This window comes from Marivivens sp. LCG002 (genome assembly GCF_030264275.1).
Lineage (GTDB): Bacteria > Pseudomonadota > Alphaproteobacteria > Rhodobacterales > Rhodobacteraceae > Marivivens.
Window position 1 is genome coordinate 53,172 of record NZ_CP127165.1, and the last position, 13,401, is coordinate 66,572.

Consider the following 13,401-nt stretch of genomic DNA (forward strand, 5'->3'; position numbering starts at 1 on the left):
AAAGGTCTCTACGCCTCGCGCGGGGCGAGGGAAAGCGCCGTCTCGGCAGGCGGGGTCAAAGGAACGCGACCGTCTTTGGTCAAGAGCCAACACTCCGACCCTTCGAATACTGCAGGAACAAGCTCACGCCCATAACCGCAGCCTCCGTCCAGATCGATACGATTGCCGAAATGCTCTGGGGTCTCGAGCGCGGTGTGCCCATGGATGACAAGCTTTTCTTGCGGGCCTTGGTGGTCCAGAAATCCGTCGCGGATCCAGATCAGATCGTCTTCGGTTTGGTCTTTGAGCGCGAGGCCGGGGCGAATGCCCGCGTGAACAAAGATCAAGTCCTCGGTTTCAAGGTAGAGCGGTCTTGTTTCAAGAAACGCAAGGTGCTCGGGTGGAACCTTGGCCTGCGCTTGGGCCAAGAGATCAGCCGCTTCTGTATCGACGCCATATGATCTTAGGGTGTCGGTGCCTCCAAGGCGCGAATGCAGCCAATCGAGACCCGGCGTTTTGATCCTTTTGTCTTGGACCGTCCCATCGGTCACGAAACGGCAGAACATGCGGTCATGATTTCCGCGCAAGACGGTCCAGTTCCTGTCGCTGTTCACCCCGTCGAGAAGTCGTGTGACAACACCACAAGAGTCGGGGCCGCGGTCAGTGTAATCCCCGAGGAAAACGATACGGGCATCTGCGCCACCATCTTTTTCGATACGGGCAAGAGCTTGGTCGAGTTGGTCCGTAAAACCGTGAATGTCGCCGACAGCGTAAATCATCTTGGTCCCCCGAGGTTCTGCAGAAGCTGTTTACCAAATAAATCAGGGGACGGAAGGTTCCGTCCCCTGTGTCACTCTCACTTGTGCGAAAGGCTTACTTTACGTCGAAGCTCAGCGGTTTGATCTGGCGGAACAGACCCGTTGCATTCAGCTTGTCGAGCACATCGGTCTTGACGGGTTCGTCGACATACAAAAGCGCGATCGCTTCACCGCCACGTGCCGCACGGCCAAGGGTAAAGTTCGCGATGTTCACGCCATTCGCGCCAAGGGTCTGACCAAGCGTACCGATGATGCCGGGAACGTCTTCGTTGGTGGTGTAGAGCATGTTCGCACCGATTTCGGCGTCGACGTTGATGCCTTTGATCTGGATGAAGCGCGGCTTGCCATCCGAGAACACAGTGCCCGCGACCGAACGCTCGCGCTTGTCGGTGACGATGGTCACTTTGACATAGCCTTCGAAGGCGCCCGACTGCTCTTGCTTGGTGGTCGAGATCTGGATGCCGCGCTCTTTGGCGATCACGGGGGCCGAAACCATGTTCACGTCAGGGTTGGCCTTTTTCATGATGCCAGCGATGACGGCGCAGTTCAGAGCCGCAAGGTTCATCGACGAAACGGTGCCGTCATACAGAACGTTGATCGCTTTGATCGGCTCGTCAGTCATCTGGCCCGAGAAGTTCCCGAGGTGACCTGCAAGCTCAATCCACGGACCCATGACCTTGGCTTCTTCTGCGGTCACGGACGGCATGTTGAGCGCGTTGGTCACAGCGCCGGTAAGCAGATAATCGGCCATCTGCTCGGCAACCTGAAGCGCCACGTTCTCTTGGGCTTCGGTGGTTGCTGCGCCGAGGTGCGGGGTGCAGACAACGTTGGGAAGGTTGAAGAGCGGATTTTCGACAGCGGGCTCTTCCGAGAACACGTCGAAGGCGGCGCCTGCAACATGGCCCGACTTGAGAGCGTCGGCGAGCGCTTCTTCGTCGACCAGACCGCCGCGTGCACAGTTGATGATGCGAACGCCCTTTTTGGTCTTGGCGAGGTTTTCGCGGCTCAGGATGTTGCGGGTGCTGTCGGTCAGCGGAACGTGCAGCGTGATGAAGTCGGCGCGCTTGAGCAGGTCTTCGAGTTCGACCTTTTCAACGCCCATCGAGTCGGCCTTTTCTTCCGAGAGGAAGGGGTCAAACGCGATGACCTTCATCTTGAGGCCGCGTGCGCGGTCGCAGACGATGCCGCCGATGTTGCCCGCACCGATAACGCCAAGTGTCTTGCCCGTAAGCTCGACGCCCATGAATTTGGACTTTTCCCACTTGCCTGCATGGGTCGAAGCCGAGGCTTCGGGGATCTGACGGGCAACCGCAAACATCATCGCGATGGCGTGCTCGGCCGTGGTGATCATGTTGCCGAAGGGGGTATTCATCACGATGATACCCTTCTTCGAGGCCGCTTCGCGGTCTACGTTGTCCACCCCGATACCTGCGCGGCCAATCACCTTGAGGTTGGTCGCAGCTTCGATCAGCTTGTCTGTGGCTTTGGTTGCCGAACGGATCGCCAGACCGTCATAGTTGCCGATCACAGCAAGAAGCGCGTCCTTGTCTTTGCCGAGTTCGGGGCGGAAGTCGACTTCGATACCGCGGTCTTTGAAAATCTGGACGGCTGCGTCCGAAAGCTTGTCGGAAATAAGAACTTTGGGGGCCATGTCTGGGCTCCTTTTCATATGCGGGGGCAGAGGCTCTGCCGTGAAGGGGGGAAGTCAGGGCAGAGGAGCTGCCCTGAATGCAGTTATTGGGCTTCGATCTCGGCGTTGAACGCCCACTCGAGCCACGGAAGCAGAGCTTCGATGTCTGCGGTTTCGACCGTAGCGCCACACCAGATCCGAAGACCTGCAGGTGCATCGCGATATGCGCCGACATCGAGGGCGACGCCCTCTTTCTCGAGCCTCTTGGCAACGGCCTTTGCAAAGGCAGCGCCGTCCTTGATGCGCGCGTCGGTGAACTTGAGGCAGACCGAAGTGTTCGAGCGAATCTCGTCCGAAACTGCAAGGTTTGCGATCCAGTCGCGGGTTTCGCAGAAGTCCCAAATCGCCTTAGCGTTGGCTGTCGAACGGGCGATGAGAGCCTCAAGGCCGCCGATCTGCTGGGCCCACTTGAGGCCGACGAGGTAATCCTCGACCGCGAGCATGGACGGGGTGTTGATGGTCTCGCCGACGAAGATACCTTCGATCAGCTTGCCCTTGGAAGTCAGACGGAAAATCTTGGGGAGCGGCCAAGCAGGCGTGTAGCTCTCAAGGCGTTCGACGGCGCGCGGGCTGAGGATCAGCATCCCGTGCGCGCCTTCGCCGCCCATCACTTTTTGCCAAGAGAAGGTCACGACGTCGAGCTTGTCCCAAGCGAGATCCATCGCGAAGGCGGCCGAAGTCGCGTCACAAATGGTCAGGCCCGCACGATCCGCGGGGATCGCGTCACCATTGGGGAGACGCACGCCCGAGGTGGTGCCGTTCCATGTAAAGACGACGTCGTTGTCGAAGTTCACATTCGCGAAGTCGACGATCTCGCCATAGCCTGCTTTGTGGATGTTGGCATCGAGCTTGAGCTGCTTCACAACGTCCGTGACCCAGCCTTCACCAAAGGATTCCCAAGCGACCATATCAACGCCGCGTGCGCCGAGCATCGACCACATCGCCATTTCAACAGCGCCCGTGTCGGATGCCGGAACGATACCGATGCGATAGTCAGCAGGAACCCCGAGAATTTCGCGGGTGAGGTCGATCGCCTCTTTCAGCTTGGCTTTGCCGACAGCGGCACGGTGCGAACGACCGAGCGGGGCGTCAGCCAGCATATTCAAATCAAATGCGGGGATTTTGGCGCAGGGGCCGGAAGAAAAACGCGGGTTTGCCGGCCGCGTTGCCGGAGTCGTCGTGACCATTTCTGGTACCCTCTCAGATAAGCGCTCCTCGTTGGGGAGGAGTGTCCCGCTGATGCAGATACGCGGCACCCGAGAGAGCAGCAAGAGCCAAAATAGCGCAGTTGCGAATATTTATGTGCCGTTTGCGTCAGGACTGTAGCGGATCGGAAACTCTATCGGTGTCGATCACTTGAACGCTACTTTGAGCGCAGAGACGCCTTCGGGGGTTGCAGGACCCGAAGTGGACCAGAGCACGTCCCCGTTCCGGCGCACGACCAGAACGCGGATCGTATCGGTTCCTGAAAAGCCGAGCGGAGAATTGATCAAGGACGGACTTTCATAAAGCGTGATCGTCCGTGCACGCATGTTCACATCGGGGATTCCCTTGCGCATGCCGTTGTCGATGATCCCCCGCATGAGCGAGGCGCCGCGACCGACCACTGGCAATTCGACAAAGGCCGCGCCGCGCGCGGGATCAAGCCCGAGTGCGTAGACCCATGAATTCACATCGTCCTGCTGCCCCTGCTTGTAGGCCACGAAAACAATCGTCGGATCACCCGGAAGATCACGCGGAAGCGTATGTTCCGCCCCGTTCAAATCCTTGGATGTAACAGTCGGAAAGGTGCCCTGTGCGGCAACAGTTGTGCCGATCAGGCCAAGGATAATGGCGAGGGGATAGAAGATACGCATTCCGGTTTCCTTTTCCATGATACGGCCACGGCGCTGCGGTGGATCACTTGGCAGAGCAGGCGAGAAATGCGATAGGGCGGTAAACCAAAAGGATTACCGAGATGTTCACCGTCACCGTGCTCTGCGCCCCTTCATCCAAAACCGTCGAAGCCACTCTTGTCGAGAATCTTCGCAATGCGTGGGGCGGCGGCGAGGCGGTTTGGCTTTCGGTCGGAGAAGCTGCGGAATTCGCGGTCGGGCAAGAGCCCGATAATTTCTGGCAGGTGTGGGATAGCCTTCAGGCACAGGGTCTGGATCTTGTGATCCAGCCCACGTTCGGTCGCCGCAAGAAAATGGTTCTTGCCGACATGGACAGCACGATGATCGAGCAGGAATGTATCGACGAGCTTGCCGCCGAAGCGGGGGTGGGTGCCCGCGTCGCTGAAATCACGGCGCGTGCAATGAACGGCGAACTTGATTTCGAAGGCGCGCTCGATGAACGTGTCGGTCTTCTTGAAGGACTTGATGCGGCGGTGATCCAGAAGGTCCTTTCCGAGCGCATCACCCTCATGCCGGGCGGCAAAGAACTTGTCTCCACCATGAAAGCCAATGGGGCTTATGCTGCGTTGGTCTCGGGCGGCTTCACGGCTTTTACCGCCAAAGTGGCCGAAATGATCGGTTTTGACGAAAACCGCGCCAACACGCTTTTGCAAGAGAACGGCAAGCTGACGGGCAAGGTTGCCCGCCCGATCCTCGGCCGCGAGGCAAAGGTGCAAGCACTCGAGGAAATTACCGCGCGTCTCGGTATTTCCGAAGCGGATGTGATTGCCGTCGGTGACGGTGCAAATGACCTTGGTATGCTTGGCCGTGCAGGAACAGGTGTTGCGCTCCACGCCAAACCGAGCGTGCAGAAGGAATGCAAGGTGCGGATCAATCACGGCGACCTTACGGCGCTTCTTTTCATTCAGGGCTATCAGCGCTCTGAATTCGCGAGCTGATCTTGCTCGAGGTTTCGATCGAGCTTCTTTCTCTCCTGCTTGTCGCGGCATTCGCTGCCGGTTTTGTCGACTCGATTGCGGGGGGCGGTGGATTGATCACCCTTCCCACATTGATCATCGCAGGGGCGCCCCCCGTCACAGCGCTTGCGACGAACAAGGTTCAAGGCCTTTTCGGCGCAGGGATGGCTGCGATCAATTATTCCCGCGCAGGGCATGTGAAGCTCTCAGAGCAAATCTGGCCCGCGCTCGTTTCCTTTGCGGCGGCCGTGATCGGTGCATTGCTGGCAAGTCATCTTCCGACCGAGGTCATCCGCCTCGGGCTTCCTGTTTTGCTTATCGGGATCGCCCTCTTCTTCGCCTTTAAACCCGGTCTTGACGATATTGACCGTGTCCGCCGTATTTCCCCGACGATTTTTATGGTGACCTTTGTTCCTGTCATCGGCTTTTACGATGGATTGGTCGGTCCGGGCACGGGCGCGTTTTTCATGCTCGGGTTTGTCGCGCTGGCGGGTTTTGGCGTGCTCAAGGCGACTGCGCATACCAAGCTGCTCAATTTCGCGTCGAACGTCGGTGGAATGCTCGCTTTTGCCTTTGTCGCGAAGCCGTGGTGGATCACTGGCCTTTTGATGGGTCTTGCACAGATGGCGGGCGCTTGGGTCGGTTCCAAACTTGCGATGCGGGTCGGTTCAAGGATGATCAAGCCCGTTCTTGTTATCGCCTCGACCTCGCTTGCGCTCAAACTCCTTTGGGACATGATCTAGCGGCTCACTTTCCCGCATGACGTTTCCCGCGTGCCGTGCTAGGCGGGATTTATGCAACGTATCCCATCCAAAGCCGAGATCCTTCAATGGATCACCGATAACCCTGCCCTCTCTGCCAAGCGCGATATTGCCAAGGCGTTCGGGATCAAAGGGGCTGCCCGTATCGATCTCAAGCGTATTCTCAAAGAGCTTGAAGAAGAGGGCAAGCTGACCAAGCGGCGCTCGTCCTATCGCGAAGCGGACAAGCTTCCTCCTGTCGCCGTGCTCCAGATCATCGAGCAGGATGAGTTCGGAGAGCTCTGGGCGCGGCCGCTTGAATGGCACAGCAAGGCCAAAGAGCCGCGCATTCTGATGGTGCTCAAGGACGGTGATCCCGCACTGGGCGTGGGGGAACGTATTCTCGGCAAGATGGTCGAGTCCAAGACTGAAGAGCATGACTATACCGCTCGCCTTATCCGTCGCATCGGTACCAACCCCGAGCGTATCGTCGGTATCTATCGTGCCGACAGCGAGGGTGGGCGTTTGCTCCCTGTCGACAAGGGCTCGGACAAGCAATGGGTGATCGTGCGCGGCGGCGAGGGCGGGGCACGCGACGGCGAGCTGGTCGAAGCCGAACAGGCAGGGCCCAAGGGGCGTCTCGGGCTTCCCAAGGCGCGGATTGTGAACCGTCTTGGTGATCCGACCGCGCCGCGCGCTGTGTCGCTGATCGCCATCCATCAGCACGGGATTCCCGATCATTTCCCTGACGAAGTGGTCGAAGAGGCGGATGCCGCCAAACCTGCAGGTCTCAAAGGCCGAGAGGATCTCCGCACGCTGCCGCTCTTGACGATCGATCCCGCCGATGCGCGGGACCGCGACGATGCGGTTTACGTCGAAATCGACGATGATCCCAAGAACGAAGGCGGCTTTTACATCTGGGTCGCTATTGCCGATGTGGCCCATTATGTGCGCACCGGCTCTGCTTTGGACCGTGAAGCCCGCAAGCGCGGCAACTCCACCTATTTCCCCGACCGTGTCGTGCCGATGCTGCCTGATCGGCTGTCGGGTGATCTTTGCTCTCTGCACGAAGGCGTCCCGCGAGCCTGTATGGCCGTTCGTATGCGGATCGACAAGAACGGCAACAAGCTCTCGCATCGCTTTACGCGCGGCTTGATGCAGTCGGTCGCCTCACTGGCCTACGAGGATGTTCAGGCCGCGCTTGATGGCAATCCTTCGGACAAGGTTGCGCCCCTTCTCGAGGATGTCATTCGTCCGCTTTATGCCGCATTCCAAGCGCTCTTGCGTGCCCGTGATGCGCGTCAGCCGCTCGAACTTGATCTTCCCGAGCGTCGGATCGTGCTGGACGAGGACGGCAATGTGGCTTCGATCAATTTCAAGGACAGGCTCGATGCCCACCGTTTGATCGAGGAATTCATGGTTCTGGCAAACGTCGCCGCGGCCGAGGAATTGATCGCCAAACGCACGCCATTGCTTTTCCGCGTTCACGAAGAACCGAACCCCGACAAAATCGATACGCTTCGCGAAGTTGCGCAGTCATCGGGGTTCAATCTTGCCAAAGGTCAGTTGCTTCAGACCCGTCATCTTAACCAGCTTCTTTCGCAGGCCGAGGGAAGCCCGCACGACGAGTTGATCAACCTCTCGACTCTGCGCTCGATGACTCAGGCCTATTACAGTCCCGAAAACTTCGGGCACTTTGGTCTGGCGCTCAAGAATTACGCGCATTTCACATCGCCCATCCGTCGCTATTCCGATCTTATCGTGCATCGCGCCTTGATCACCGCAAACAACTTTGGCGACGGTGGCCTTACGGATGCGGACATCGATCGGCTCGACGAAACCGCGCAACAGATCAGCGATACGGAACGGCGGTCGATGATGGCCGAGCGCGATACGACGGATCGCTATCTCGCGGCGTTCCTGTCCGAGCGGATCGGTGCTGAACTGAGCGGTCGGATCAGTGGGATTGCGAAATTCGGTGTTTTCGTAAAGCTCGACGAGACGGGGGCCGACGGTCTTGTGCCTATGCGGAACCTGGGGGCAGAGTATTTCAACCATGACGCCGAGGCGCAGTGCCTTGTCGGATCGAGCTCGGGCCGCGTTATCGGTTTGGGCCAGCGCGTGATTGCAAAGCTCGTCGAAGCGGCACCCGTGACGGGCGGTCTCATCCTCGAAATCGTCGAGATCGACGGAGCGGTTCTTCCCCAATCGGGGCGTTTCAAACGCGGTCTCAAGGGCAAACCCAAAGGCAAAGCGCCGCGCAAGAAGGTGGGCGCCGCAAAGGCCAAAGCCGCCAAGATCGAGCGCAAGGTCAAACGGACCCGCAGGTCCTAGCGAAAGAGCGGGCCTTCTTCACAAGGCTCGCCGCGCATACAGGACTCAATCGTTTTTACGGTCTCGACTGTCGGGTCGACAAAGATCCAGTTCTCGCAGGGTGCTACGTCCACCACCGTGCCGCTGTCCGTCACCCGTGCAAAGAAGAGGGCAGTGGTTCGGGGCGCGATACTTCCGCACCATTCCGCTGCGCAGCGAGAGACGAGCGTGAATTCGCGATCCGAGATCGGGGAAAAGCCGTGCTTGAGAAGACCTTGGCCATGGAACGTAGCCTTGGTCGATCCCCCATTCGGCAAGGTCTCGGTAAGTGTCAGCTCACCTAAGTATACATGATAAACCTCGGTCGCATGCGCCGCAGCGTTGAAGCTGCGCGCGGGATCGGGACGAAGACAGCTCAAGGCAGAGGCCTCGGTGGCAAGCATTGTCGCCAATGCCACCAAAGCCCATGCCCGTATCAAAGCAGGTCCCTGAACTCGGCCAGCACCGCCTCGTAGACGGCGCGTTTGAACGGGACAATCGTATCAAGAAGCTGATCGGCAGGGAGCCAGCGCCACTCGGAAAATTCGGGATGGTCGGTGGCGATGTCGATCTGGTCATCTGTGCCGATAAAGCGCATCAGGACCCATTTTTGCATCTGTCCGCGATATTTGCCGCCCCACATTTTGGGCACGATATCGAAAGGCAGATCATAGTTCACCCAGTCGCCTGTCTCGGCCTCGATGGTAACGAGATCGGTCGTGACGCCTGTCTCTTCCCAAAGCTCGCGCTTTGCAGCTTCGAGCGGGGTTTCGCCTTCGTCGATCCCGCCTTGGGGCATCTGCCATGCAGGGTCTTTCCAGTCCTTGCGTTGACCGACGAAAACCTCGCCCTTGGCGTTGGCGAGCATGACGCCGACGCAAGGACGATAGGGGAGCTTGCCGATTTCTTCGGGCGTCACGGGTTATTCCTTGGGGCCGAGGGCGCTCAGGCCTTTGAGGATGTCGATCGCATAGGCAAGTTGGTAATCCTGTTCGCGAAGTGCTGCCGTAGCCTCGGCCTTGGCGGCATCCTCTTCGATCTGGCGGATTTCATCCTCGCTCAAACTATCGTTGTTCAGTGCTCCGCGAAGATCGGCTTCGGAGCGGAACTTCGGTGCTTCTTCTTCCTCATCGGTTGCCGGCTTCGGAAGGGGTTGCTCGACGATGATGTCGGGCTGGATGCCGAGCGATTGGATCGAGCGGCCCGAAGGTGTGTAATACCGCGCAGTTGTCAAACGCATCGCTCCGTCACCGCGCAACGGCATGACGGTTTGAACCGATCCTTTGCCGAATGATTTCGTCCCGATGACGATCGCGCGGCGATGATCCTGCAACGCACCCGATACGATTTCGGACGCCGAGGCCGAGCCGCCATTGATCAGCACGACAATCGGTTTGCCTTCGGCTAGATCACCCGGCGTTGCGTTGAAACGCTCGCCGTCCTCGGGGTTGCGGCCACGGGTCGACACGATTTCGCCTGCATCAAGGAAGGCGTCGGCAACAAAGATCGCCTGGTTCAAAAGACCGCCGGGGTTATTGCGAAGATCGAGAACGACACCGTTGATATTGTCGATGCCACCCGCTTCTTCGATCTGCTTTGCAATCCCGTCAGAAAGATTGGGGAAGGTCTGATCGTTGAAGGTGGTGATCCGAAGCACGACCGATTCCCCTTCGGTGCGGGCGCGCACGGCGGTGAGCTTGATCGTATCGCGAATGATCGAGACGTCGAACGGCTCGGACGTGCCTTCGCGCACAACGGTGATGATGATTTCCGACCCGATCGGGCCACGCATCATCTCGACGGCTTCGTCAAGCGTCAGACCAAGGACGCTTTCCCCGTCAACGGCGGTGATATAATCGCCGGCAAGAATGCCTGCAGCATCGGCGGGGGTGCCGTCCATGGGCGAGACGACTTTGACCCAGCCTTCTTCTTGCGTCACTTCGATGCCGAGACCGCCGAATTCACCGCGGGTCTGCACGCGCATATCCTGCGCATCATCCGGCGAAAGATAGCTCGAATGCGGATCAAGCGACGTGAGCATCCCGTTGATGGCGGCTTCGATGAGATCGGCTTCGTTGACGTCCTCGACGTATTGCGAGCGAATGCGTTCGAAGATGTCGCCGAAAAGATCAAGCTGTTCGTACACCGTGGTGTTACGCGCAGACTCTTGTGCAAGGAGCGGTCCGGCAACCTGAGTGGTCAGAACAAGCCCAAGGATGGTGCCGGTTGCGGCTGCAATTGCGAATTTCTTCATTCTTCTACCTCATTCGACCGCGAACCACGTCGCGGGGTCAACGGGACTTTGCCCTTCTCTTACTTCGAGATAAAGCGTTTCCGTTGCTTTTACTGTCATACCTTCGCCAGTATCGCTCAAAATATCGTCAACAGCCTCTGCAACACCGCCCATGAGTCCCAAAGGCGCCCCCGCAGGAAGAACTTCGCCGACCGTCCCAAAGGACTCGGTCAGCCCTGTGATGATGAAAAGAACATCCGCAGCGGGTTCAAGCACGACCACATTGCCATAATCCAGAAGGTCGCCTTTGAAACGCAGGGTCGCGGCGATCGGCGTCGTGACCAAAGCGCGAGGCCGCGTCGCAATAAGAAGACCCGGACGGCTCACGCCTGCAAGATCCTCTTCGTTGAAGCGACGCAGGAGCCTGCCTTGAACGGGGAGCGCAAGGGCGCCTTTTTGGGCTGTCGCATTGCTGCCCGCTTCGGTGCCTTCTGTCGCGACAAGGCTCGAGGCAAAGGCATCAAGCGTTTCAGCGGATGCGATGATCAAGGCGGTTTGCACGGGGTCTTCGATGTATTTCATCGGAAGATCGGTGCGATCACTGATGGCGGCGCTCAATTCTGCCCGTGCGCTTTGTGCGCCTTGCAGGCCCTTCTCGAGCGTCTCGGAGGCCCCTGCCTGAAGTTGGCGCAAGAGAGTGACTTCTTCGAATTGCGCCTTGAGCCTATCGACTTCGGATTGGATCGCGGGGGTCACATCGCTGATGATCATGCCGCTTCGGGCGGTGCCCGTTGGACCGCTTGGATGGAGCAACAGGAGCGGTCCGGGGCTTCGCTCCATCGTTTGCAGCACACCGAGCAAACGCGCCACTTCATCGCGCTTGGCGTTCAGTTCGAGTTCGAGAGCCTGCTGGCGGATCGCGGCACTCCGCAACCCTTCGCGCATTGCGACAAGCCCATCTTCATAGGCCTGAATGGTTTCGGTCAATGCGGCAACACGGTCACGCGAGGACCCCGCACCTTCGAGCATGACAGAAGCGCTTTCGAGCCGTTTGGCCGCCGCGAGCGCAGCCTGTGCCGCCCCATCTTGAGCGACAACAGGCGTAGCAAGCAAGGCAAGGGCGAAGGCCGCCGAACGCATCATTTTTCGATCAGGCTCCGACCGGTCATCTCGGGCGGAAGCTCTAGCCCCATCAAGTCGAGAACCGTAGGTGCGAGATCCGCGAGGCGACCGTTGCGAAGTTTGGAACCGGCAGGCGCACCAAAGACCGCCACATTGACGAGGTTGAGGGTATGCGCGGTGTGCGGTCCACCCGTTTCGGGGTCGATCATGGTTTCACAGTTGCCGTGATCCGCCGTGAGCACCATCGCGCCTCCCGCCTTTTCAAGCGCGGCGACCACCTGTGCCAGCCCCTGATCCACGGCTTCACAAGCCTTGATCGCGGCATCGATATCACCGGTGTGACCGACCATATCGGGGTTCGCATAGTTGGTGACGATGAGGTCGTAGCCTTTTTCGATCGCCTCGACGAAAGCCTTGGTCACTTCGGGCGCCGACATCTCGGGTTGAAGATCGTATGTCGCGACATTGGGCGACTTCGGCATATGCCTGTCTTCGCCCACCTCGGGGGTTTCCTTGCCGCCGTTCAAGAAGAACGTGACATGCGGATACTTCTCGGTCTCGGCCAGACGGAACTGGGTGAGACCGTGCTTTGCCACCCATTCGCCAAGCGTGTTCACGATCTCGCGCTTGGGGAAAACGGTTTCGAGCCATGCGTTGTGGGCCGCCGAATATTCGACCATTCCAAGGAGCGCCGAGAAGGGGGCAAGCGCTCCACGGTCATAGCCGCTGAAATCGGGGTCAGCGATAGCAGCAAGGATTTCACGCGCGCGGTCCGCACGGAAATTGAGGCAGAAGAACCCGTCCCCCTCCCCAACGCCTGCATATCCGCCGATCACGGTTGCGGGGATGAATTCATCGGTTTTCCCGTTGGCGTAGGATTGGGCGACCGCTGCCACGGCGTCGGCGGCCTCTTCGCCCTTGCCGTTGATCATCGCGTCATAGGCGGTGCTTACGCGTTCCCAGCGGTTGTCGCGGTCCATCGCAAAATAGCGGCCGATGACGGTTGCGATGGTCACGCCCTGAGGCAGACGAGCGACCAACTCTTCCATGAAGTCTTTGGCAGACGAGGGAGCAACGTCTCGGCCATCGGTGATCGCGTGAAGGATGACCTTAACGCCCTGAGCGGTCAGCGCTTCTGCCGCGGCGACAATGTGGTTGATGTGTCCGTGAACGCCCCCGTCCGACACGACGCCCATAAGATGGGCCGCGCCACCTGCGGCTTTCACCTTGCCTACAAAATCGATCAGCGCGGGGGTCTTGGCAAACGAGCCGTCTTCGATGGCAAGGTCGATCTGGCCAAGGTCCATCGCAACGACACGGCCTGCACCGATATTGGTGTGGCCGACTTCGGAGTTGCCCATCTGTCCCGTGGGAAGACCGACATCGGGGCCATGCGTAATGACTTCTGCCGTGGGGCAAGTCGACATGATCCTGTCAAAGGTCGGCGTGTTCGCAAGGAGCGGCGCATTGCCGGTGCGATCATCTCGCTTGCCCCAGCCATCAAGAATGCAAAGAACTACGGGTTTGGGTCGGCTCATAACAACGCTCCTTCTGCTCGCGCCTCTCATAGCGCAAGGGGGTAAGGCTTGGAACAGTCCAAAGTGTGTTTTGGCCAA

12 protein-coding genes are annotated in these 13,401 nt (G+C 59.0%); 3 read left to right on the top strand and 9 right to left on the bottom strand.

Annotation, left to right across the window (positions count from 1 at the left end; genetic code table 11):
- Window positions 1-8: 8 nt before the first annotated feature.
- From QQG91_RS00260 to QQG91_RS00275, 4 genes are all read right to left on the bottom strand, one after another.
- Complete coding sequence (locus QQG91_RS00260) at window positions 9-758, bottom strand: metallophosphoesterase family protein (protein ID WP_285770983.1); 750 nt, start codon at window positions 756-758, stop codon at window positions 9-11.
- A gap of 94 nt (window positions 759-852) precedes the next feature.
- On the bottom strand, window positions 853-2,448 hold the full coding sequence (gene serA / locus QQG91_RS00265) for a phosphoglycerate dehydrogenase (RefSeq protein WP_285770984.1): 1,596 nt from the start codon (window positions 2,446-2,448) through the stop codon (window positions 853-855).
- An 83-nt stretch (window positions 2,449-2,531) separates the two neighbouring features.
- Window positions 2,532-3,674 carry a phosphoserine transaminase gene (locus tag QQG91_RS00270; protein WP_285770985.1) on the bottom strand — a complete coding sequence of 381 codons (1,143 nt, stop codon included), beginning with the start codon at window positions 3,672-3,674 and terminating at the stop codon, window positions 2,532-2,534.
- A gap of 165 nt (window positions 3,675-3,839) precedes the next feature.
- On the bottom strand, window positions 3,840-4,343 hold the full coding sequence (locus tag QQG91_RS00275) for a hypothetical protein (protein WP_285770986.1): 504 nt from the start codon (window positions 4,341-4,343) through the stop codon (window positions 3,840-3,842).
- A gap of 101 nt (window positions 4,344-4,444) precedes the next feature.
- Here QQG91_RS00275 and serB point away from each other — a divergent pair, with 101 nt between their 5' ends.
- The 3 genes from serB to rnr are packed head-to-tail and all read left to right on the top strand — an operon-like array spanning window position 4,445 to window position 8,412.
- Window positions 4,445-5,320, top strand: a complete 876-nt coding sequence (gene serB / locus QQG91_RS00280) for a phosphoserine phosphatase SerB (RefSeq protein WP_285770987.1) — start codon at window positions 4,445-4,447, stop codon at window positions 5,318-5,320.
- Window positions 5,321-5,322: 2 nt separating this feature from the next.
- Window positions 5,323-6,081 (top strand): TSUP family transporter, encoded by a 759-nt coding sequence (locus QQG91_RS00285; RefSeq protein ID WP_285770988.1) that lies wholly within the window; start codon window positions 5,323-5,325, stop codon window positions 6,079-6,081.
- 51 nt (window positions 6,082-6,132) lie between these two features.
- Window positions 6,133-8,412 (top strand): ribonuclease R, encoded by a 2,280-nt coding sequence (rnr, locus tag QQG91_RS00290; RefSeq protein WP_285770989.1) that lies wholly within the window; start codon window positions 6,133-6,135, stop codon window positions 8,410-8,412.
- Here rnr and QQG91_RS00295 read toward each other — a convergent pair.
- The 5 genes from QQG91_RS00295 to gpmI are packed head-to-tail and all read right to left on the bottom strand — an operon-like array spanning window position 8,409 to window position 13,323.
- On the bottom strand, window positions 8,409-8,834 hold the full coding sequence (locus tag QQG91_RS00295; RefSeq protein WP_285770990.1) for a hypothetical protein: 426 nt from the start codon (window positions 8,832-8,834) through the stop codon (window positions 8,409-8,411). The genes rnr and QQG91_RS00295 overlap by 4 nt on opposite strands.
- A gap of 32 nt (window positions 8,835-8,866) precedes the next feature.
- Window positions 8,867-9,349, bottom strand: coding sequence for an RNA pyrophosphohydrolase (locus QQG91_RS00300; RefSeq protein WP_285770991.1), 483 nt, complete (start codon window positions 9,347-9,349; stop codon window positions 8,867-8,869).
- Between the two features lie 3 nt (window positions 9,350-9,352).
- A complete protein-coding gene (locus QQG91_RS00305) occupies window positions 9,353-10,684 on the bottom strand; it encodes a S41 family peptidase (RefSeq protein ID WP_285770992.1) in 1,332 nt (443 codons plus the stop codon).
- Window positions 10,685-10,693: 9 nt separating this feature from the next.
- A complete protein-coding gene (locus tag QQG91_RS00310) occupies window positions 10,694-11,806 on the bottom strand; it encodes a murein hydrolase activator EnvC family protein (protein ID WP_285770993.1) in 1,113 nt (370 codons plus the stop codon).
- Window positions 11,803-13,323 (bottom strand): 2,3-bisphosphoglycerate-independent phosphoglycerate mutase, encoded by a 1,521-nt coding sequence (gene gpmI, locus QQG91_RS00315; protein WP_285770994.1) that lies wholly within the window; start codon window positions 13,321-13,323, stop codon window positions 11,803-11,805. The genes QQG91_RS00310 and gpmI overlap by 4 nt, the downstream gene beginning before the upstream one ends.
- Window positions 13,324-13,401: the final 78 nt, after the last annotated feature.

Excerpts from the sequence above, each read along its gene's own strand:
- serB (WP_285770987.1), top strand. The coding sequence starts at position 4,445 with ATGTTCACCGTCACCGTGCTCTGCGCCCCTTCATCCAAAACCGTCGAA.
- gpmI (WP_285770994.1), bottom strand. The coding sequence starts at position 13,323 with ATGAGCCGACCCAAACCCGTAGTTCTTTGCATTCTTGATGGCTGGGGC.
- QQG91_RS00270 (WP_285770985.1), bottom strand. The coding sequence starts at position 3,674 with ATGGTCACGACGACTCCGGCAACGCGGCCGGCAAACCCGCGTTTTTCT.
- QQG91_RS00275 (WP_285770986.1), bottom strand. The coding sequence starts at position 4,343 with ATGCGTATCTTCTATCCCCTCGCCATTATCCTTGGCCTGATCGGCACA.
- QQG91_RS00305 (WP_285770992.1), bottom strand. The coding sequence starts at position 10,684 with ATGAAGAAATTCGCAATTGCAGCCGCAACCGGCACCATCCTTGGGCTT.
- serA (WP_285770984.1), bottom strand. The coding sequence starts at position 2,448 with ATGGCCCCCAAAGTTCTTATTTCCGACAAGCTTTCGGACGCAGCCGTC.
- QQG91_RS00260 (WP_285770983.1), bottom strand. The coding sequence starts at position 758 with ATGATTTACGCTGTCGGCGACATTCACGGTTTTACGGACCAACTCGAC.
- QQG91_RS00295 (WP_285770990.1), bottom strand. The coding sequence starts at position 8,834 with ATGCTTGCCACCGAGGCCTCTGCCTTGAGCTGTCTTCGTCCCGATCCC.
- rnr (WP_285770989.1), top strand. The coding sequence starts at position 6,133 with ATGCAACGTATCCCATCCAAAGCCGAGATCCTTCAATGGATCACCGAT.
- QQG91_RS00310 (WP_285770993.1), bottom strand. The coding sequence starts at position 11,806 with ATGATGCGTTCGGCGGCCTTCGCCCTTGCCTTGCTTGCTACGCCTGTT.